The following is a 21,095-nucleotide window of genomic DNA, read 5'->3' as shown; positions in this document are numbered from 1 at the left end:
CCCCTGTTACGAATGAGGAGCTAGCCAAGATGATAATGACGGCGGCTGTGCTCTTCACGCCTTCCTTTAGAAAAGGCTGAAACACGCTTTAAATAACCGATAACCCGAGTGCCATGATCAATGTCCTGACTGCCGCATTGTTTACAGCTATAACGCGTGTCTTTATCTATATATTCGCAGCTGTTGCAAATAGTGCATTTCACATTCACACAGAAGTAGTTACAGCCTGTGCGTGCAGAGATATCGAGCAGCTTGGCGTACTGCTCAATACTCAGACGCTCCGCTAGATTTAGGTGCAATGCCGAACCACCGTCAAGATATTGCACCATTTCTTGGCCATGCAAAATAAACTTATCCAAATGATTAAGCTCATCATCTTCGACCACATAGAAATACGAGTTATAGCAATCACGGGGAACGCTATAACCATCGTTACGGTCCCATTTTGCATTTTTCACTCCCAAGTTTTCTGCTGGCACAAACTCGGTATTGAATAAATAACCATACTCTTTACTGGCCGCGCGATTAGCCTCGTAAATCACCTGCAATTGCTGGCGAACAAAGGACTTATATTGCTCATTGTTACCCACTTGCAAGCCCTGGGCTTCTGCCGCTTCAACCATGCCATTTATCCCTATGGTCAAATATTGCTTATCCATACTAATGAAACCAGCGTCATAGACACTTAGCATATGGCTCTCAAGGTAGTCTTGCATCACGCTACGATAAGCCACCTGATACTTATGAATTTTTTCTACCTCAACGGACAATTCTCGCCCATCTTGTATCAGTCGGTTCATATTAAGGGTAATAACATTGATAGAGCCCGTAGAAATACCACCGGCGCCTAAGGTGTAGGAAAACGTATTGTCGTTGATTTCATTGCGTAAACGACAACATGAAGCAAGAGAATCTGGGTTATCGGATTGATAAATAAAGAAGCCATTACCAGCCGCCAGCTGCTCGGCACAAAATGCTTTAAACGCTTGATCTCTGACTTGCCCTTCGTGCGTTAGCATCGCCGCGGTGATCACCGGAAAGGTCAAAATGGCTTTCTCACGCTCCTGATTGAACCAACTCATGAAATAACGCTGTAACTTTTCAACTGACTGCCAAACAGGGGCGCTGCCATCAGGAAAAACAAAATGGGCAAACAGGGCATTAAAATAACCCTCATCATATAAGGAGATATTCCAAAATACACTTTGATAGCCCCGTGCCGCAGCTGGCTGGTTTAGTGCATAAACGACATGCTGTAAATGGTTGGCTATCTCCTTGGTGTGGGTTTGTAGATATTCATCGCCCAGATCCTTACGGGCGAAATAGTCGAAATAAGTTAAAAACTCGACCGTCGCAATGGCACCAGCAAACTGAGCGCTGACCGCAAATACCAGGTTTATAAAGGAACCACAAAAAGAAGCGAGATGTTTAGGTGCCCGAGACTCACCACCGAGCTTGGTTAAACCATCGAGCAGAAACGGGTATAAGGTAATGGATGCACAGTAGGGTTTAAGACTGGTTTCGTCATGGACATAAATTTCATGCTCTTCTATCTGCCTGACATATTCCTTAGCCAATTGTGCATCAAACAAGTTCGCGATTTTGTGTGTGATAGCGGCTCGATTTATCTGAATAACGTAATCTTTGCAGGTTTCCGCCTCTAAGGTAGCAATATTTTTACTGGTCACATTGGCATTACTATCGAGGGCCGAACCATCGGCGGCGTTGGCTGCGCTGCAATAACGCGCGATAAAGGCCAGTTTTTCGTCAATTAACTCTGCGGGTAACTTTTTCATTATCAGGTCCTTATAAATCTATAGTTGAGAGATTGATGTGAACGCAAATCAATAAAGCGTTGGTTGGTTGTTGGGCTATCTAGTCCCCCTAGCGCCGCTTTCCAGGGACCCGTTTTAAGGTAAGTAAGTACCGACTTAAGCTGCTCACCAATATTATCAGCCCCGGTATAGAGACAGGTTTTAAGGCCCTGAGCACGCGCAATTTTTAACATGCGAAAGAGTGTTTGCGGATGCCATTCGCCACCAAAAAACAGTACGCAGGTAATCAGCCCCTGATACTTTAATAGCAGTTCGTTAAAGCGATCTTCACTCAGTGGCGTGCCATCGTCTGCATTCCACGTCGCTTTACTGTGACAACCCTTGCACCCTATTGGGCATCCACTAACGGTGAAGGCCAAAGACACTTCATCTGGCACCTCTTGAAAGACCACCTGGGGATAAAATACGTTAAACATACTATATATTGTGTTTTTTTATTTTATTTAACACAATATATAGTCTCGCGCGGCGATTGAACAATACTCAATAGGGGGTAGGCTGGTGCTGAAATTATGAGAAGTGAAGAACTAAACGAACGAGGTTCCACTGTAGTTAGGAACAAAACATACTAAAAAGGGGGAAGCCTCACTTCCCCCTTTTTATTCCTGTGGTTAATGAACGACCCCATCTATTGGAGTCGAGCCTCTGTCGCTTAGGGCACTGCAGCGACTATATCCGCCTTAGTGGTGCCAATGATCGCCAACAGTTCATTTCCCTCTGCCTCAGGCACCTTATGTTTGGCAAGAATCTCCTTAAAAACCTCAACCATGCGTGCCCATTCCTTGTCGGTAATATTCAAATGGGCATGGGCTGTTTTCATACTACGCCCCTGGTATTTGCAAGGCCCACCGGTAACCTCGCATACCATGGCGGTGACGTGATACTTAAGATAAGGCGCCGGCACGCGATTTCTCGCTTCATCTATGGCCGGGTTGGCATTAAGCACCTGATCAGGCATTAAGGCATCGATAAAATCACTGACTACCACAGAAATAGGCGCCAGTCCCCCAAGGCGTTGGTAAAGTGTCGCCGCTTGCTCTTCATTTGCGGCCTTGGCCGCGGTACTTGTCAGGCTGAGTGTAATGATAAACACTCCCCAGACGGCTAAGGTATGAATGATCTTGTTCATTTTGTATCTCTCTTTGAAATTTTCTGCCCATTAAAAAGCCTAGCGCAAGCAAGCATTTTGTCAGTGTTCAATTTAGATACAACTTAGGTTCACACTTCAATTTTATGTTCTTGATAGAATTGGGCTTTTAGGACGACGATGAACCCACCCTATGAAGAAATCCTACGCCGGGCAGACCGGGTACAAACATCACCGGATGGGTGTAATCCCAGCAATTGCATTAAGGCTGCCGGCAAGCTAAAGGCTGTAAGAGCGCACTATTCCTTCTGTCATTAGCGGCTTAAAAAAGCGGCAAGCGTCCTCTGAACTATGAGAAGGCTTTATACTTGGACAGCGTCTTACAGAGAAAACGCTGATATCGCTGAAAGACGCGAGCTCAGAGGGATGCAAAAAAGCGCTTTACTGAAGACACACCGCCAGTAAATAAAAAGCCAGCAAGAGCTGGCTTAACGGTGAGCAAAACCAGCATCACACGGTTTTGCTACTAGGGACTTAGGAGAGATGATTTACGGGCTAGTTAGCATGCATTTCGATCGGATTTTGCTGGCGATCAAAAATCACATAATTAGCAATATTTTGTCCACTGACCAGATCATTGGTCATTTTATTTAAATAAGGCTCGGCATCTTCACTGCTCGGGGCTTTTCCTAATACGCCGCTGAGGCTGGCGATGAGCATAAAGTCCCACTGCGCAGAAATACCATCAGCCTCTTGGCATAATGACGAAAAATCCTCGATTTCACTCGGCAGTTTATCGACACACATGGTTGGCGTGAGGGTTCCTCGGGCATTTTTTTTGCTTTTGTTACTTTGCTCCGCTTTGGCAAATAAGAATAACAGCCGCTGCGGATCGGGCTGTTCCTTGGCATAGCTAAGTAGATCACTAAACTGACTAATCATGTTGGTTCTCGAATGATTTTATTTAAGCCAGTGTAACCGCTGACTCGCTCTAAGCTATTCCTCTTAGTGGGTAGAAACGAAGATGGAAAGTGGGTAGTAACTACATACAACCACCACAGCTGCCGCAACGCCAATCCTCGGCGTCGACGGCTTGGTAGAACCAACGCATATGCTGCTCATCGATGGGGATATGATGGGTAATAAAGAGCTCACTGAGCCAGTCTATATTGGCCAAAATCCAGTCATCTTCCTGTAAACCCTCGCTAAACTCGGGATCATCGTCAAAAATGGGATCATAGACTCCCCATGTGCCCATATCCCGTTCCCCTTGTATGTCGGCGAGTGTTAATGGCAAACCTTGATAGCTGATTTGCCAATGCCCTAGACACAAAGTATGCCCTTGCGCAGTCCATCGTGCCGAAAATGGGTTAGTCATTGGCTTCTAAAGAACAGCAAAGGGATGGACGAATATCCGGTCGCTGCCCTCGCTCTGTGGGCTGCAAGTTATACAATTCTGACAGCGTAGTGGCATTGGCAATGGTCACATTTAAGTCCTTGAGCAAGCCATCACAAATACTATAGATGGCGCCGTGTATACTCACTTTTTGACCACGCTGCCAAGCATGAAGTATGGATTTGCTTTTTGCTAGGTTGACCACTTGGGCCATAACATTGAGTTCGCACAACCGGTTAAGCCTCTGATCACGAAAGCGCAGCGCCTGTAATTCTTGATAATGCGTATAGTAGATATCCTTGATTGATCTTAACCAGCTGTCGACCAAACCATGCTCTTTGGTGTCCATCGCCGCTTGCACTCCACCACAACCATAATGGCCCGTAACAATAATGTGCTCAACTTTCAGCACCTCTACGGCATATTGCACCACCGACATACAGTTATAGTCCATGGGATGCACCAGATTAGCGATGTTGCGATGCACAAAGAGTTCACCCGGAGCTAAGCCGACAATTTCATTGGCTGGCACCCGTGAATCAGCACAACCTATCCACAGGTATTTAGGAGTTTGTTGCGCCGCTAAGCGTTCGAAAAACAGGGGGTCCTGAGCCTTTTTATCAGCAGCCCAAAGACGATTGTTATCATATAAGTCAGCCAAATGACACATACCCCCTCCCCTGTTACTGCATCAACGGACTGTCGTTGGCGACAAAGTTAAACCCTTTGATTTGAGCTTCATCGGCCAGGTGCTGAATGTATTGAGCAATGGCTTTGTGCTGCACCTTTTCATCCAGGTAAGCCGCAATTTCATCTTTGACCATGCTATAGGGCAATGCCTTGCCTTCCACTTTACGGGCGACAAACACCACGTGATGACCATAGCGCGACTCCACCGGGTAATGGATCAAACCTTCGCTGGCTTTAAACAAGGCCTTTTCAAACTCAGGGACCGTTTGCCCCGAACTCACCTGGCCTAAGTTACCGCCTTGCTCTTTGGATGGGCAATCTGAGTGCTGCCGTGCCAGATCTGCAAATCCGTTGTCACTTTCTGCTAATTGCGCAATAAGAGTCTGCGCCAGCTCTTTAGACTGCTCCCGTTGCTGTAAGTCTTCTGGATCTGAACTAATGAGAATGTGCTTCACTTCCACAAGAGGCGAAGTGCAAAACTTGTCGCGGTTGACCTCAAAGTAGCGTTCACACTCTTGTTCTCCGGCCTTTGGAGTCACGACTTCGATATCAATCAACTGCTCTATGACGGCATCGGGACAAACTTTTTGCTCTTTATCGATCAGCTCTAAGGTCATTGCGCGCTGGCGCAACAGTTCGCTGATCACTAATGCTTCGGTCGCCTTAATCATCGCATCTCGACGTGAAGCTGCGGGGTGGTACTGCACCTCACCGTCAATGTCACTGGCGGGAATTTTAATATCGTTGACGTAGACGTCAGGGGTGTTGGTAAGACTCATCTCTACTTCCTCCGGGTGTGGAACCGGGGTAACCCCGGTTCAATGCTGTTAACCTTTTTGTCTTACAACTTGGTAGTTTCGACGCAAATAACGCCCAGGAAGACTCCAAATATGCACCAAACGACTGAATGGGAATAACACCAGTAAGGTTAAACCAAAGAAGATGTGTGCCTTATAGATAAAGCCAACACTGGCAATGGCTGCACTGGCTGCGGTCAGGTCAAAGGTCACTATATTTTGCGCCCAGGCCATCATTTTCAGCATCTCCGAGCCATCGAGGTGGGCAAAAGAAAACAAGATGCTCACCAAACCCAGGATCAACTGGATATATAAGGAGACTAAAATCAAAATATCCATATTTGAGCTGGTTGCACGAATCCGTGGATTAGTTAAACGACGCTTAAGTAGAATGGTCAACCCATAAAAACAAATAATGCCGAATACTCCCCCTAGGGTCATGGCTACTTTTTGCTTAAATGCGGCGGTCACGCCCAGAAAATCCCACACCTGATGCGGTGTTAATAAGCCCACAAAGTGACCCAGCAAGATCATAATGACGCCAATGTGGAACGCTTTAGAGCCTTTTTTCAGCTGCTTGCTTTCCAATAATTGACTCGAGCTCGTTTTCCACGTGTATTGCTCACGGTCATAGCGAACTAAACACCCGAGCAAGAAAATGGCTAAGGCAAGATAAGGATAAATACCAAAGAGTAAAGTGTTTAAGTAACTCATAATGGACTCCCAACCGACTTGGACTGCGCACCAGACGCCGCCGCATCGACAAAGTTAATAGGTAATTCACTGCTGCGGTCTTGCAGCGAAGATGGTTTGTGCTGATTGGTAGGACACCCCCCATTGACGGCATCGCCCCCAAAGCTAACAGCCTCTTCTTCCCATACTTTGTCGATGGCTTCGCGGCTGTCATCACGCTTTTCGTTATCAATTTGAGCTAATACATCATCGATAGACACATCGGCCTGGGCTAACTTCAACAAGGCTAAAAAAACAAGGTGATAATCGTTATCACGTTTTTTCAAGCGGGCTGCCAGAAGCGCCAGAATATGAGCCACGTCGGCCAACCAATGGGCCTGTTCCTGAACCGGCTGAGTCGCGACAAACTCCAAATACAAGGGAATATAATCGGGCAGCTCTCTTACAGAAATATTCAAGCCAGCGGCTTTATATTGCTCCATAAGTTCAACCATGGCTTGACCTCGGTCACGGGACTCACCATGAACATGCTCGAACAACAACAGTGACAAAGAGCGGCCACGTTCGAATAAACCATCATACTCGGCCTGCCAATCAAGCAGGTCCATGGTTAGACGCCGTTCGATAAAGGCACTCAAGGCGGTTTTGAATTCATTATCAAAGCCCTCTTGCGCTGCAACCTCAGCTAACAGCTCCTCTTGGTGCGCGTTGAGCGCACCATTTGGGTAATCGATTAATCGAGAAAGAATTTTTAATATCATGATGTTAATCCTGTACTTCGATTGGGATGATTTGGCGCTCACCCTGCTTTTGGCCACCAAATAGGTTCACACCTGAACTACCGCCACTACAGCCGTTACCAAAACTAAAACCACAACTGCTCTTCATATCATAAGCATCTTCGGCATAAGCCTTATGACTGGTGGGGATCACAAAGCGATCCTCATAGTTTGCAAGCGCCATAATGTGGTACATGTCTTCTACCTGAGCCTGGGACAAGCCAACTTGTTTGAGCACCTCGAGATCAAGTTCTCCATCCACCTGCTCCGAACGCTTGTAAGCGCGCATTGCAAGCATGCGTTCAAGCGCATGTATCACCGGCTGTTCGTCACCTGCCGTTAATAGGTTAGCCAGGTATTTAACCGGTATACGCAGCGACTTGAGGTCGGGAATCACCCCGTTCATGCCCACACTGCCCTGTTGTGCAGCACTTTGAATTGGGCTCAATGGCGGGATATACCAAACCATAGGCAAGGTACGGTATTCTGGGTGCAGTGGCAGTGCCACTTTCCAATCCATTGCCATTTTATAAACCGGTGAGTCGATAGCCGCATCCAACCAGGCCTGGGGAATGCCTTCCTTACGGGCCGCTTCCTGAACCTCAGGGTCGTTCGGATCAAGGAAGATATCGCACTGAGCCTGATACAAGTCTTGCTCATTCTCGACACTGGCCGCCTCTTCAATGCGCTCAGCATCGTAAAGCATCACACCGAGGTAACGGATACGACCAACACAGGTCTCTGCACATACGGTGGGTTGGCCGCTCTCAATACGTGGGTAACAGAAGATACACTTTTCCGATTTGCCGGTTTTCCAGTTGTAGTAGATCTTCTTGTACGGACAGCCACTGACGCACATACGCCAACCGCGACACTTATCCTGGTCGATTAGCACAATGCCATCTTCTTCACGCTTATAGATAGCGCCGCTTGGACACGAGGCCACACAAGCTGGATTTAAGCAGTGCTCACACAGGCGCGGCAGATACATCATGAAGGTCTTTTCGAACTGGCCATAAATGTCCGCCTGAATTGATCGAAGTTTTTATCTTTACGACGATTCTTAAACTCGGTACCCAGGATTTCTTCCCAGTTTGGACCCCAGTTGATCTTCTCCATGCGTTGGCCCGAGATCAGGCTGCGTGGGCGGGCAACCGGTTGATGCTTGCTTTCTCCTGCCTTATGAAGGTGTTGATAGTCGAAGTCGAACGGCTCGTAGTAGTCGTCTATTTCCGGCAAGTCCGGGTTGGCGAAAATGTTCGCCAGCACCCGGTGTTTTGACCCTTGTTTGGGCGTGATTTTGCCATTTTTATGACGCTGCCAACCGCCATTCCACTTTTCTTGGTTCTCCCATTCTTTGGGGTAACCAACGCCTGGTTTACTTTCAACATTGTTAAACCATGCGTATTCCACCCCTTCACGTGAGGTCCATACGTTTTTACAAGTGATTGAGCAGGTGTGACAACCGATACATTTGTCGAGGTTTAACACCATGCCTATTTGTGCTCTTACTTTCATCTCTACGCCCCTTATTCGGTGTCTAGCCAATCGACTTTGTTCATTTTTCTTACCACGACAAATTCATCACGGTTGCAACCGACTGTGCCGTAGTAGTTAAAGCCGTAAGATTGTTGCGCGTAGCCACCGATCATATGGGTTGGCTTCATCACCGCTCTGGTCACCGAGTTATGGATACCGCCACGGGTGTGCGTGGTTTCCGCTCCCGGCACGTTAACAATGCGCTCTTGGGCGTGATACATCATGCTCATGCCCTCTGGGACACGTTGCGATACCACCGCGCGAGCAGCTATTGCGCCATTGACGTTGAACACCTCGATCCAGTCATTATCGACGATGCCCGCCTTCTCGGCGTCTATCTCAGACATCCACACAATTGGACCGCCTCGCGACAAGGTCAGCATTAACAAGTTATCCGAATAGGTGCTGTGGATACCCCACTTCTGGTGCGGCGTGATCCAGTTCAGGGCGATTTCCTTATTACCGTTCGGCTTCTTATTCATGATCGGCTTAACGGTTTTCAGGTTAATGGGCGGCTTATACACGCACATGGTTTCACCGAAATCGCGCATCCACTCGTGATCCTGGTAGAACTGCTGACGACCGGTCACGGTGCGCCATGGGATCAGCTCGTGCACATTGGTGTAACCGGCGTTGTAAGATACGTGCTCATCTTCAAGACCCGACCAGGTTGGAGAGGAGATGATCTTACGAGGCTGGGCCTGAATGTCTCGGAAGCGGATTTTCTCTTCTTCCTTCGGCTTGGCCAGATGGGTATGGTCGATACCGGTAAACTCACCGAGCGCCTCCCAAGCCTTGACTGCAACCTGACCATTGGTTTCCGGCGCCAGTGACAGGATCACCTCGGCGGCATCGATAGCGGATTCAATCCGCGGACGACCGCTGGCATCACCGGTCGAGCGCGATAAGCGGTTCAACTGGCCGAGGAATTTCACCTCATCCTTGGTATCCCAGCTAATGCCTTTACCGCCGTTGCCTTGCTCTTCGAGCAATGGACCTAGGCTGGTAAAGCGATCATATAAATTAGGGTAATCACGTATGACAGTGACCATATTCGGCGCCGTTTTGCCTGGTATTAGGTCACACTCGCCCTTCCACCATTGTTTAACTCCAAACGGCTGGGCAATTTCAGCCGGTGTATCGTGCAGAATTGGCACAGTAACCAGATCTTCTTCTTTGCCCAGGTGACCTACCGCTAATTTAGATACATTCTTGGCGATCCCTTTGAAGATATCCCAGTCTGAACGCGCTTCCCACACCGGGTCGATGGCTTTCGACAAGGGGTGGATAAAGGGGTGCATGTCTGAGGTGTTCATATCGTCTTTTTCATACCAGGTTGCGGTCGGTAACACGATGTCCGAATACAAACAGGTGGTAGACATACGGAAATCTAAGGTCACAAGTAAGTCTAGCTTGCCTTCGGCCGCCTCATCATTCCACACCACGTCTTCAGGTTTCACTTCACCGCTTTCGCCTAAGTCTTTGCTCATCAGGCCATGCTTGGTGCCCAGTAGGTGACGCAACATGTATTCGTGGCCCTTACCGGATGAACCCAGCAGGTTAGAGCGCCAGATAAACATATTACGTGGGAAGTTTTGCGGGTTATCCGGATCTTCACAGGCAAATTTCAGCTCACCCGATTTAAGCCCCTCAATCGCGTAGTCCTTAGCGCTGACCCCCTTTTCTTTGGCGGCTTTACACAGCTCAAGCGGGTTCATGCTCAGTTGTGGAGCCGAGGGCAGCCAACCCATCTTTTCGGCACGGACGTTGTAATCGATGATCGAACCCTGCCATTTTTCCTTGTTGGCGACCGGCGAAATCACTTCGTCCATGCGCAGTTTTTCGTAGCGCCATTGGTTCGAGTGGTTATAGAAGAAGGAGGTCCCGTTCATATGGCGTGGTGGCTTTTGCCAATCCAGGCCAAACGCCAGCGGCTGCCAACCAGTTTGCGGACGGAGCTTTTCCTGACCGACATAGTGGGCCCAGCCACCACCTGATTGACCGACACAACCGCATAGCATCAGCATGTTGATCAGGCCACGGTAGTTCATATCCATGTGATACCAGTGGTTCAACGCCGCCCCCACGATGATCATCGAACGACCTCGGGTCTTGTCAGCATTTTGCGCAAACTCGCGAGCGATCTGAATCACATCGGCGCGCGGTACCCCGGTAATTTGCTCCTGCCAGGCCGGCGTGTAAGGGATATCATCGTCGTAACTATGCGCCACGTTGGCATCATCATAGCCGTTATCAACACCGTAGTTAGCCACGGTTAAATCGAATACCGTGGTCACCAATACCGTGCTGCCGTCTTTGAGTTGAATACGTTTAGCCGGCACCTTACGGGCGATAATGTCGTCATGGTCGGTGTGTTGGAAGTAACCGAACTCATGTTCACCGCCACCGAAGTAAGGGAAATTCACCGCAACAACTTCATCGTGACCATGCTTAAGGCTGGTTTGCAGTTTCACTTCTTCACCCGTGGCACCATCAAGCTGCTTAATGTTCCACTTGCCCTTTTCGCCCCAGCGATATCCCACGGAGCCGGTTGGTGAAACCAGTTCGCCGCTGTTTTGATTCACGGCAATGGTTTTCCATTCCGGGTTATTGTCCTGACCCAAGTCATCGGCCAGATCCGAGGCTCGCAGGAAGCGGCCCTGGTTATAAAGCGTTGCGCCTTGCTGCTCGCCCCTTCCCTGGGACTCACCCGCTTCGCGGGCCGCTTTCGCTTCGCTGTCGCGTCCAAAATCGTTCCCGTCGGTTTTGTCAAGCAGGACCAGCATGGGGAAATCGGTATAGCGACGCACATAGTCGTCAAAGTAGTCGCTGTGACCATCGACATGAAACTCTTTCAAAATGACATGGGCGAAGGCCATGGCTAGTGCCGAGTCAGTGCCTTGTTTTGGTGCTAGCCAGTGATCGGTTAACTTTGACAGCTCCGAGTAATCGGAGGTGATAGATACCACCTTGGTACCCTTATAACGCACTTCGGTGAGGAAGTGGGCATCGGGAGTACGGGTTTGCGGCACGTTCGAGCCCCAGGCCAGAATATAGTTTGAGTTATACCAGTCAGCAGATTCAGGAACGTCGGTCTGCTCCCCCCAAATTTGCGGTGAAGCCGGCGGTAAATCGCAGTACCAATCATAGAAGCTGAGACAGTGACCACCAAGCAGAGATAAGTAACGCGCACCCGCAGCATAAGACACCATAGACATGGCCGGAATGGGCGAGAAACCAACCACACGGTCGGGACCGTATTTCTTTGTGGTATAGATATTGGCCGCAGCAATAATATCATTTACTTCTTGCCAGTCGGCACGGATAAAGCCACCGAGCCCGCGTTGTTGTTTGTATTCTTTCGCTTTTACTGGGTCTTCGACGATAGAGGCCCAGGCATCAACCGGATCTTGGTGTTGCAGTCTTGCTGCACGCCATAACTTTATCAGACGCTTACGTACTTTCGGGTGTTTAAGACGGTTAGCACTGTAGATATACCAAGAATAACTGGCACCACGCGGGCAGCCGCGCGGTTCATGATTTGGCAAATCAGGACGAGTACGGGGATAGTCTGTTTGTTGTGTCTCCCAGGTAACCAAACCATCTTTGACATAGATTTTCCAGCTACAACTTCCGGTACAGTTTACCCCATGTGTCGAGCGCACAATTTTATCGTGCTGCCAGCGACGGCGGTATCCATCTTCCCACTCTCGGTCTTCATTGGTGGTAACACCATGTTGACCGGCAAAGGCAGTTTTTTGCGTTTTAAAAAACTGCAACTTATCTAAAAAGTGACTCATTTTTCACTCCTACATTATGGTGCGCTTATATTTTGGAAGCAGTGACTAGGCCCCAAAACGGCATTTGTTATGGCGAATATTAAGCACTGTAAGGGAAGTGAATTTGATATGGATCAATTTCATTTAGGCGCCAGAGAAGCGGGGCAAAGGGCGCTACCTACAAGGTGGTATGTCACTTTTTACCCACCCCCCTATACTGGGCGCCTGCAATGAGGTCCGCGTAAAATATGTCGAAAAATACGCGTTTTTGGATATTATGGGGTAGTTACATATTTTGAGTAAGTTTATGTTTAAAAAAGCCAGCCGCTCGGTCGTTTTTAGAATCACATCCATGATGGTGAGCGTCATCTTAATGGCCTTTGTGAGTATTTTTTCCTCCATGTATACCTCAGAACTCAGTGAGTTTGACGGCAAGGCCATTAACCTGTCTGGTTCTTTGCGAATGATGAGTTATCGCATCACCACACAGGTGGCGACTGCGCAACAAACCGGAGATGCTCAAAGCCGTGAAAAAGTGGCTGTGCTTATAGAGAACTTCGAACAGCTATTGAATGACCCGGTATTAAAGAAAGATTTTGCGCGCTTTGAACAGGAGCAGCTTGAACAAGACTATTTGGCCATTAGTAGCCAGTGGCAACAGGAAATTAAACCCAGGCTATTGAATGCCGGGGATAACTTTACTCTCGCACCATTTTTACCAAAATTAGAACATTTCGTAGAAGCCATAGACACCTTAGTGAATGGCTACCAAAGTGTGTTAGAGCAGCGCCTCTCTTTACTGCGAGTCATTCAAACCATCACCCTATTCGCCACCTTGGCGCTAATTTGCCTTTCTCTGTACTCTATTCACCAACATATTGCGCAACCACTTAAAGAACTGACACTGGTGGCTCGTAGCTCATCCCGTGGCGACCTAACCCAACGCTCCAAGGTCGAGCGTGAGGATGAACTCGGTCTGTTATCGCAAACACTCAATGCGGCAAATGATCGCGTGGCCGCAATGTACCGCGATTTGGAAAAGCGTATTGAATCAAAAACACTGCAGCTCAAGCGTAACAACAATATCTTGGCGCTCCTGTATGATGTGGCACAACAAATTAACGAGTCCCATAGTGGCGAGCTCAACTATGCCGAAGTCACTAAGCAGCTCAGCACCGTGAGTGAATTAAAAAATATCGATTTATGTTTAGCGACAGCCGACGGCAATACCCCTTTTCAACACATAATTACCCAACCCAGCAGGACAACTCCGAGTTCCTGTGAAGTAAAAAAATGTAACGATTGTTTCAAAGGCGGTATTCACTATGACGATAATATTGAAGCCGTGCAGCATCGTTACCCAATAGAGCGTAATGACATTAACTTCGGTGTATTAGTGGTCAGTTTGCCCAAAAACGATAGCATTGCCGATTGGCAACGCGATCTGCTGCAAACGTTTGCCGATCAATTGGCATTGGCATTAAGCATCAGCACCCAAGCAGACCAGCAAAGACGGATAGCGTTACTGAATGAGCGCTCTATCATTGCCCGAGAACTGCACGACTCGTTAGCCCAATCACTGTCCTACTTGAAAATCCAGGTTACGCGCTTGGAGAAAGGCCTTGCACAAGTGCCAACAGACAAAAAAGTGGAAGCGCCAATAGCAGAGCTAAAAGAGGGCCTGAGCTCGGCCTATCGGCAACTGCGTGAGCTTCTCACCACGTTCAGACTACAAATTGACAACGGCGGACTGCGTTCAGCACTCGTCAGCACCATAGAGAAGCTCTCAGAGCGCAGTGAGATGACTATTCGACTACATTATGACTGCGTCAATGTGCCCTTCAGTGCCAATGAGGAAATACACATACTGCAGATCGCCAAAGAGGCACTGCAAAATGCCCTCAATCACTCCAAAGGCACCGACGTCGAATTGCAACTTGTGGAAGGTGACGACAAACAGGTGTCACTGACCATCACCGACAATGGGGTCGGCTTGGGCAATGCGCAAAGTCAGCTTAACCATTATGGTACAGCGATAATGATGGAGCGAAGCCACTCGCTGCATGGTGAGCTCACCATCAGTAATGGCATCGCTGGCGGGGTACTGGTTAAATTTGTATTCACCCCAGAGTATCTGCGTAAATCACAGCAGCCTCAACAATGGTCGAAAGACTCCACTTCTAGCTAGCTCACCACTGCCCATAAAAAAGAGTCCAAGTGCTGTTAGGCTACTTGGACTCTTGATGACGGTGGCCTGCTGTTGCCACCTTGCGGATGAAACTGTCTAAGGGTTATAAAACTCACCGTTTTTGCGCAGATAGAACCACCAGTTAATCAACAGGCAAACCGCGTAGAATACGGCAAATCCAATCAGCGCAACCTCAGGGGTCGTTGCTTTAATTTGCTCCCCCAACACTTTAGGAATATAGAAAGCGCCATAAGCTGCCACAGCGGAAGTCCAGCCCAGTACAGGACCTGCCTGCTCTTTCGGGAAAACCATCGCAATGGTGCGGAAGGTAGAACCATTACCAATACCCGTTGCAGCAAATAAGATAAGAAACAGGACAAAGAAAGGCACAAAGAACTCTTCAGGCGCTCCAGATTGGTAAGCTTGCTTCATGTAATAAGCAACACCTAACGCACTTGCCACCATGACAGCTGAACACACTTGAGTCACCAAAGCGCCGCCAAACTTATCCGAGATCCAGCCACCAACAGGACGTATAAGCGCGCCAATAAAAGGTCCCATCCACGCATACATCAACGCACTCGGTCCATTAGGGTTCACCGTATCATGCGTCATTACGCCATCAACCATGACGTGTTGATAACCAAAAATCACTTTAATGGCCAACGGGAAAGAAGCCGCAAAACCGATAAATGAACCAAAGGTCATGGTGTAAATAACGCTCATCACCCAGGTGTGTTTGTTATTAAAAATTTTGTATTGGCGATCCAGAGATTGCCTAATTTGACCCGGCAGCGCCTTGAGTAAAAATACCGTTGAAGCCACAACCAGCACCAAGACAATTTCTTTCGGAACATCAAACCCAGATCCATTTGCCGCTTCAGGCAAGAGTAACCATAAACCAAATATTGCAGTTGCAAAGCCGATTAACAGCATCACCGTCATCAGGCCAAAACTAGTCAAAGGACCATCAATGTTGGGAGACACTTCTTCGGTGGTTATGTTATTCATACCCAGCCAGCCGAGGAAGAACAGCGGTACTAAAAATAGCAGCCACACATAACCCGCATTATGAATATAGGTATCACTGCCAGCAGGTATTTTACCGATGAGCGTGCCCGAGGTATTAACCAGCGTCATTGGGTCGCCACCAAAGAAACTGTAAGTCATAAATAAGGGCACCAGGATTTGCATGGTCGTCACGCCAAAGTTACCCAACCCGGCATTAAGTCCCAACGCTAAGCCCTGCTTCTTCTTCGGGAAAAAGAAACTGATATTAGACATACTGGAAGCAAAGTTTCCGCCACCAAGACCCGATAGCAAGGCTAGCACCTGAAACACCCACAGAGGCGTATCTTTATCTTGCAGCGCAAAGCCTGTGCCTATCGCCGGGATCATTAACAAGGCGGTGGTAAAAAAGATGGTGTAACGCCCACCACATAAGCGAATAAAGAAACTACTTGGAATACGCAATGTGGCACCGGTTAACCCGGCAATCGCCATCAAGCTAAATAAGTCCGACTTCGCAAATGGAAAGCCCAAATTGAGCATTTGTACGGTAATGATGCCCCAATATAACCAAACAGCGAAGCCACATAATAGACTCGGAATAGAAATCCATAGGTTTCTACTCGCGACTTTTTTACCTTCGGACTCCCAAAAACGTTCGTTTTCCGGGTCCCACGTTTTCAGATCACTCATAATCAGATCTCTTGGTTTTTGAACAGTGTGCTCACTATCCGTTGCCAAGAGGAGGCAGACAATAAATATCAAGCGGTAGGTATTACTACCCACAATGACTGATAGGACCAGACTTATCTTCAGGTCAAAACATGCCGCCCGCACGACCCTAGCGTATTTACTGGGCTCACCTCCAGTCGACCATGATACCCAACTACCTCTTTGTGGGTAGTTCAATAAATAACATCCAAAGGAGTGAAAATTTAAAGTAGAGTAACCATGATTTAAATCAAATTTTTAGTGAAGGCTTTTCGCCATCATGACTCAAGAACAACAGAAGCAGGAGCAGCAAGTGAGCAATACCCCAGCAACCATAATGCTTGTGGACGACCACCCATTATTTCGCAAAGGGCTTCAACAGCTGATCGAAATGGAAGATGATTTAGCGGTAATAAGCCAATACAGCAACGGCACAGACGCTATCTCTGGCGCATTAGAAGATGATCCTGACTTGATTATCCTCGACCTCAATATGCAGGGGATCGATGGCTTAGAAACGGTGAAACAAATGCGTCTGCAAGGGGTCACTGCCCGCATTATCATGTTGACTGTCTCTGATAATGATGAAGATGTCATTGCTGCCATTACCAATGGCGCCGACGGTTACCTGCTCAAAGACATGGAACCGGAAGATATTGTGGTTAATATCAAGCAAGCCGTTACCGGGCGCATGGCCATATCTGAACGCCTCACAGAAACACTTGCAACAGCACTGCGTCGTCCGAATAAGAAATCGGAAAACCCGCTCGATGGCCTCACCAGCCGCGAGCTGGAAATACTTAAGCTGATCGCTAAGGGCATGAGTAATAAGCTGATCGCCCGGGAGTTAGATATCTCGGACGGCACCGTCAAAGTGCACGTAAAACATGTGCTGAAAAAACTGAGTTTTCGCTCACGCGTTGAAGCCGCCGTCTGGATGGTCGACCAAAATAGTTAGAGGTAGTTATGCATTGTGATTGTGATTCGCTCCCTGCGAAACTAAAGCCTTTCGAGCAAGCGCTTGCTGAGCTGCTGGCGAGCGCCCAGCCCATACAAAAAACGGAACATGTGCCACTGAAAGACTTGCCAGGCAAGGTGTTGGCCGAGTCCATCTATTCCAGTCATGATATTCCCCCTTATGATAATTCAGCCATGGATGGATACGCTGTCTGCCTTGATGAGCAGCAGCCAGGCACAAACTATGAGGTTGTGGGAACCTCACTGGCAGGCCATCCGGCAAAGGTTTCCTTACTGCCGGGGCAAGCAGTCCGCATCATGACCGGGGCACAAATCCCAGCCGGAACCTCTGCCGTTATCATGCAGGAAAAAGTAGAGCGTATCGGCGACCATATTCAATGCTGTACGCCACCGCCGATAGACGCCAATATTCGAAAACAAGGCGAAGACATTAGCAGTGGTCAGCAATTATTACCCGCAGGACATCTTGTAAGTACGCGTGATATAGCGCTTTTAAGTGCGGTAGGCATAGGTACGGCCCTAGTCTTTCAAACTCTTACCGTGGCACTTATATCCACGGGAGACGAGTTGGTTGAGCCTGGCGCTAGCTTAGGGCAAGGACAGATTTACGACTCAAACCGCCATCTGTTGCATGCCATGCTCGTAAATTTAGGCGTGCACGTTATTGATATGGGAATTATCGCGGACGACCCGCAAACCATTAGGGAGTGCTTCCTGTGCGCCAGCGAATCGGCCGACGTTATTATCACATCAGGAGGCGTTTCCGTTGGCGATGCAGATTATGTCAAACAAATCCTCAGCGAGCTTGGCAGCATTGATTTTTGGAAAATAGCCATAAAACCAGGAAAACCGTTTGCCTTTGGCAAACTCGGCGATGCCGCCTTTATCGGTCTACCAGGCAACCCGGTGTCTGCGGCGGTTACGTTTGACCAACTGGCGATTCCTTTTCTCAAAGCCATGGCTCATCAACCACCGGGCGTTAATACAAAATTGTCGGCGGTCGCTCGAGTCGATTTTGGTAAAAAACCTGGGCGCACAGAGTTTCAGCGCGGCTTTGCCACGCAAGATGCGCAGGGACAATGGTATGTTGAGTCTGCAGGAAAGCAGGGCTCAGGGATATTGTCGGCCTTGAGCCGCGCTAATTGCCATGTACTGCTCACAGAACAAAGCTCGGGTGTGAAGGCGGGCGAACAGGTTGAGATTATTCCTTATCAATACCTATAAGCCCAAGGGGCTTTGAGCCCCTCTGCCTCCAACAAACGTATAGTTTTGCACCTGCGCCATTAAGACAGTAACATTGGTAAAAAAATTTTTCTGTCTTAACATGCGCTTAGTCACAGTCACCACCATCATTTTCGCCAGCCAGCTTGCTTTTAAGGCCGAGGCAACAACTCAACACAATACACTGCAGGATGTTGAGCGTATCACAACCACGGCCTCGCGCTTTGCCTTTGATGATGATATTAATGCCCTGTCCATCAGTACGGTCAATAATGCCCTGTTATCGCAGCTAGGCGCTACGCATATAGAAAAAGCACTGCAAACCATCGCAGGGGCCAATATCCAACATGGCAATGGTCAGGAGTATTTACCGGCGCTACGTTCACCCGTCTATACCGGCGCCGGCGCCTGTGCCGCCATTTTAACCCTGGAGGACGGCATAGCGCTGCGCGCGCCGGGCTTTTGTAACGTCAACGAACTGTTCGAGGCCCATAGTGAAATGGCCCAGCGCATTGAGGTACTCAAGGGGCCGGGCTCGGTGCTGTATGGCAGCAACGCCGTACATGGGGTGATTAATGTGATCACTCAGGACCCAACCCTGGGTGGCGGTTACGGCGCCTTTGACTTGGGTTCCTACGGCTATAAGCGGGCAAAACTGCGTGCCGGCCAGGATTATGGCGCCCAAGGGCTCGGCTTTAACGCCAGCGTCACCCGCGATTCCGGCTATCGCGATGACGAGAGCGTGGATCAGGAAAAGTTTAACCTAAGACACCGTTATGACGGCGATAGTCTGACGCTGCAAAACGGCTTTAGCTACACTAACCTAAGACAAGAAACCGCGGGGTATATAGAGGGTTTTGAAAGTTATAAAGACGAGGAGTTGGCACAGCAAAACCTCAACCCCGAGGCCTTTCGCGATAATCGCGCCATGCGTTTATGGTCAAAGCTGCGGTGGCAATACAGTGAGCAAACACAGATAGCAATCACTCCCTACGCTCGCGATCAACGCATGACCTTTCGCAAGCATTTCTTGCCCGGCAAGCCCCTTGAGCACAATGCCCAGCATGGTGTCGGCGTGCAGACCCTGCTACAACACCGGTTGAACGAACGCTGGCGACTACAGGCTGGACTCGATGCCGAATACACCCAGGGCAGCATGTGGCAGTTTCAGGAAAGTCCAACCTCGGGCTCGGCATTTTTACAGGCCACCATACCCCAAGGTAAACACTACGATTACGACGTCTATGCCACCGGCTATGCCCCCTTTATGGCCTTACAATATCGCCACAATAGCTGGCAGGCCAACCTGGGAGCCCGTTACGAATGGCAGCGCTACGACTACCGTAACCGCATGCTAGATGGGCGCACCAAGGACGACGGCACGCCCTGCGCCATGGGCGGGTGCCGATATTCTCGTCCCGGCAGTGACATCAGCTATTTTGATGATCTGTCACCCAAGCTGGCACTGGGCTATCGCTTTAACACCGAGCTACTCACCTATGTCAACCTGGCCAAGGGCTATCGCGCGCCCCATACCGCCGAGTTGTATCAGTTGCAACGTCAGCAAAGCCTTGCAGAACTTGACAGCGAAACCTTGGATAGCCTGGAGCTGGGTGTAAAGGGGGATTACAAGCACTGGCAATTTACCCTGTCCGGTTATCTGATGTACAAGGATAATGTGATTTATCGCAACAGTGATTTCTTTAACGTGAGTCAGGGTAAAACCAAGCATCGGGGCATTGAGCTTGAGCTCGATTACCGCTTTAACAATGCCTGGAGCCTGCAATTGGCCGTAGCCAATGCCCTGCACACATATCGCCATAATCAACCGCTGGGCGAGGTAGATATTCGCGGTAATATTATTGATACGGCGCCACGCCTTATCGCCGACAGTCGCCTCAATTGGCGGCCAAGCGATGACCTGTTAGTGTCGCTGCAGTGGCACCATCTTAGCGACTACTTTACCGATACCGAAAATCAACACATCTATGACGGCCATGATCTGCTTAGCCTGCGGGCCAGCTGGCAGCTTGCTAAAGGCTGGCAAGCCATAGCCCGCATAGAGAACTTGACCGATGTTGCCTATGCGGAGCGCGCCGACTACACCACTTTCAGTGGCGACCGATATTTTCCGGGCAGACCCAGAACCGGCGCTGTTCACCCTGAGCTATCAGTGGTGATTATCAAGGTCTCTAACTAGGGAGCGCCTCATGGGTTATCCCTAGGTTCCACCTAAGGGCTTCCAACGGGCCTGATTCTTATTGACCCCGCTCTTAGTTTAAGGTCTCAGCTGCTGTCTAACCGCGTCGCTATGGCGGTTAACGTTTGCATCCAAATGGCTGCCCAGGCGAGTCCTTTTAAACTAAAGCCTATAAAGTTCAACGTATTAAGTTG

At 48.9% G+C, this 21,095-nt stretch carries 14 protein-coding genes and 2 pseudogenes; 4 read left to right on the top strand and 12 right to left on the bottom strand.

What is annotated here, in order from left to right; genetic code table 11:
• Positions 1-20: 20 nt before the first annotated feature.
• From nrdD to C2M36_RS07120, 11 genes and pseudogenes are all read right to left on the bottom strand, one after another.
• Entirely contained in the window at positions 21-1,796 is a 1,776-nt protein-coding gene (gene nrdD, locus C2M36_RS07170) for an anaerobic ribonucleoside-triphosphate reductase (RefSeq protein WP_105254326.1), read from the bottom strand.
• 2 nt (positions 1,797-1,798) lie between these two features.
• Positions 1,799-2,251, bottom strand: coding sequence for an anaerobic ribonucleoside-triphosphate reductase activating protein (nrdG, locus tag C2M36_RS07165; RefSeq protein ID WP_105188829.1), 453 nt, complete (start codon positions 2,249-2,251; stop codon positions 1,799-1,801).
• 236 nt (positions 2,252-2,487) lie between these two features.
• Complete coding sequence (locus C2M36_RS07160; RefSeq protein WP_105188830.1) at positions 2,488-2,964, bottom strand: group I truncated hemoglobin; 477 nt, start codon at positions 2,962-2,964, stop codon at positions 2,488-2,490.
• Positions 2,965-3,477: 513 nt separating this feature from the next.
• On the bottom strand, positions 3,478-3,864 hold the full coding sequence (locus C2M36_RS07155; RefSeq protein WP_105188831.1) for a ribonucleotide reductase subunit alpha: 387 nt from the start codon (positions 3,862-3,864) through the stop codon (positions 3,478-3,480).
• 100 nt (positions 3,865-3,964) lie between these two features.
• On the bottom strand, positions 3,965-4,300 hold the full coding sequence (locus C2M36_RS07150) for a hypothetical protein (RefSeq protein WP_105188832.1): 336 nt from the start codon (positions 4,298-4,300) through the stop codon (positions 3,965-3,967).
• Positions 4,293-4,988, bottom strand: a complete 696-nt coding sequence (gene can / locus C2M36_RS07145) for a carbonate dehydratase (protein WP_105254325.1) — start codon at positions 4,986-4,988, stop codon at positions 4,293-4,295. Before can ends, C2M36_RS07150 begins: the two co-directional genes overlap by 8 nt.
• A 13-nt stretch (positions 4,989-5,001) precedes the next feature.
• Positions 5,002-5,787, bottom strand: a complete 786-nt coding sequence (locus tag C2M36_RS07140) for a peptidylprolyl isomerase (protein WP_105188834.1) — start codon at positions 5,785-5,787, stop codon at positions 5,002-5,004.
• 48 nt (positions 5,788-5,835) lie between these two features.
• On the bottom strand, positions 5,836-6,519 hold the full coding sequence (gene narI / locus C2M36_RS07135; protein WP_105188835.1) for a respiratory nitrate reductase subunit gamma: 684 nt from the start codon (positions 6,517-6,519) through the stop codon (positions 5,836-5,838).
• On the bottom strand, positions 6,516-7,259 hold the full coding sequence (narJ, locus tag C2M36_RS07130; protein WP_105188836.1) for a nitrate reductase molybdenum cofactor assembly chaperone: 744 nt from the start codon (positions 7,257-7,259) through the stop codon (positions 6,516-6,518). The genes narI and narJ overlap by 4 nt, the downstream gene beginning before the upstream one ends.
• Before the next feature lie 4 nt (positions 7,260-7,263).
• Positions 7,264-8,795: pseudogene (gene narH, locus C2M36_RS07125) on the bottom strand (nitrate reductase subunit beta).
• An 11-nt stretch (positions 8,796-8,806) separates the two neighbouring features.
• Entirely contained in the window at positions 8,807-12,616 is a 3,810-nt protein-coding gene (locus tag C2M36_RS07120) for a nitrate reductase subunit alpha (protein WP_105254324.1), read from the bottom strand.
• Between the two features lie 286 nt (positions 12,617-12,902).
• Between C2M36_RS07120 and C2M36_RS07115 the strand changes: the two genes are divergently transcribed.
• On the top strand, positions 12,903-14,783 hold the full coding sequence (locus C2M36_RS07115) for a histidine kinase (protein WP_105188839.1): 1,881 nt from the start codon (positions 12,903-12,905) through the stop codon (positions 14,781-14,783).
• 96 nt (positions 14,784-14,879) lie between these two features.
• On the opposite strand, the gene C2M36_RS07110 is transcribed toward C2M36_RS07115, so the two are convergent.
• On the bottom strand, positions 14,880-16,484 hold the full coding sequence (locus C2M36_RS07110; RefSeq protein ID WP_233998365.1) for an MFS transporter: 1,605 nt from the start codon (positions 16,482-16,484) through the stop codon (positions 14,880-14,882).
• 298 nt (positions 16,485-16,782) lie between these two features.
• Between C2M36_RS07110 and narL the strand changes: the two genes are divergently transcribed.
• The 3 genes and pseudogenes from narL to C2M36_RS07095 all read left to right on the top strand — a co-directional run bounded on the left by narL (position 16,783) and on the right by C2M36_RS07095 (position 20,881).
• A complete protein-coding gene (gene narL, locus C2M36_RS07105; RefSeq protein WP_249319104.1) occupies positions 16,783-17,460 on the top strand; it encodes a two-component system response regulator NarL in 678 nt (225 codons plus the stop codon).
• An 8-nt stretch (positions 17,461-17,468) separates the two neighbouring features.
• Positions 17,469-18,704, top strand: coding sequence for a molybdopterin molybdotransferase MoeA (gene moeA, locus C2M36_RS07100; RefSeq protein WP_105254323.1), 1,236 nt, complete (start codon positions 17,469-17,471; stop codon positions 18,702-18,704).
• A 100-nt stretch (positions 18,705-18,804) separates the two neighbouring features.
• A pseudogene (locus tag C2M36_RS07095) lies at positions 18,805-20,881 on the top strand (TonB-dependent receptor).
• Positions 20,882-21,095 lie beyond the last annotated feature (214 nt).

Origin of the sequence: Pseudoalteromonas sp. T1lg75, from assembly GCF_002964705.1 — a bacterium.
GTDB lineage: Bacteria > Pseudomonadota > Gammaproteobacteria > Enterobacterales > Alteromonadaceae > Pseudoalteromonas.
The sequence above is the reverse complement of the archived record's forward strand: the minus strand, read 5'-3'. Positions and strand labels throughout refer to the sequence as shown.

Excerpts from the sequence above, each read along its gene's own strand:
- nrdD (WP_105254326.1), bottom strand. The coding sequence starts at position 1,796 with ATGAAAAAGTTACCCGCAGAGTTAATTGACGAAAAACTGGCCTTTATC.
- nrdG (WP_105188829.1), bottom strand. The coding sequence starts at position 2,251 with ATGTTTAACGTATTTTATCCCCAGGTGGTCTTTCAAGAGGTGCCAGAT.
- C2M36_RS07160 (WP_105188830.1), bottom strand. The coding sequence starts at position 2,964 with ATGAACAAGATCATTCATACCTTAGCCGTCTGGGGAGTGTTTATCATT.
- C2M36_RS07155 (WP_105188831.1), bottom strand. The coding sequence starts at position 3,864 with ATGATTAGTCAGTTTAGTGATCTACTTAGCTATGCCAAGGAACAGCCC.
- C2M36_RS07150 (WP_105188832.1), bottom strand. The coding sequence starts at position 4,300 with ATGACTAACCCATTTTCGGCACGATGGACTGCGCAAGGGCATACTTTG.
- can (WP_105254325.1), bottom strand. The coding sequence starts at position 4,988 with ATGTGTCATTTGGCTGACTTATATGATAACAATCGTCTTTGGGCTGCT.
- C2M36_RS07140 (WP_105188834.1), bottom strand. The coding sequence starts at position 5,787 with ATGAGTCTTACCAACACCCCTGACGTCTACGTCAACGATATTAAAATT.
- narI (WP_105188835.1), bottom strand. The coding sequence starts at position 6,519 with ATGAGTTACTTAAACACTTTACTCTTTGGTATTTATCCTTATCTTGCC.
- narJ (WP_105188836.1), bottom strand. The coding sequence starts at position 7,259 with ATGATATTAAAAATTCTTTCTCGATTAATCGATTACCCAAATGGTGCG.
- C2M36_RS07120 (WP_105254324.1), bottom strand. The coding sequence starts at position 12,616 with ATGAGTCACTTTTTAGATAAGTTGCAGTTTTTTAAAACGCAAAAAACT.
- C2M36_RS07115 (WP_105188839.1), top strand. The coding sequence starts at position 12,903 with ATGTTTAAAAAAGCCAGCCGCTCGGTCGTTTTTAGAATCACATCCATG.
- C2M36_RS07110 (WP_233998365.1), bottom strand. The coding sequence starts at position 16,484 with ATGAGTGATCTGAAAACGTGGGACCCGGAAAACGAACGTTTTTGGGAG.
- narL (WP_249319104.1), top strand. The coding sequence starts at position 16,783 with ATGACTCAAGAACAACAGAAGCAGGAGCAGCAAGTGAGCAATACCCCA.
- moeA (WP_105254323.1), top strand. The coding sequence starts at position 17,469 with ATGCATTGTGATTGTGATTCGCTCCCTGCGAAACTAAAGCCTTTCGAG.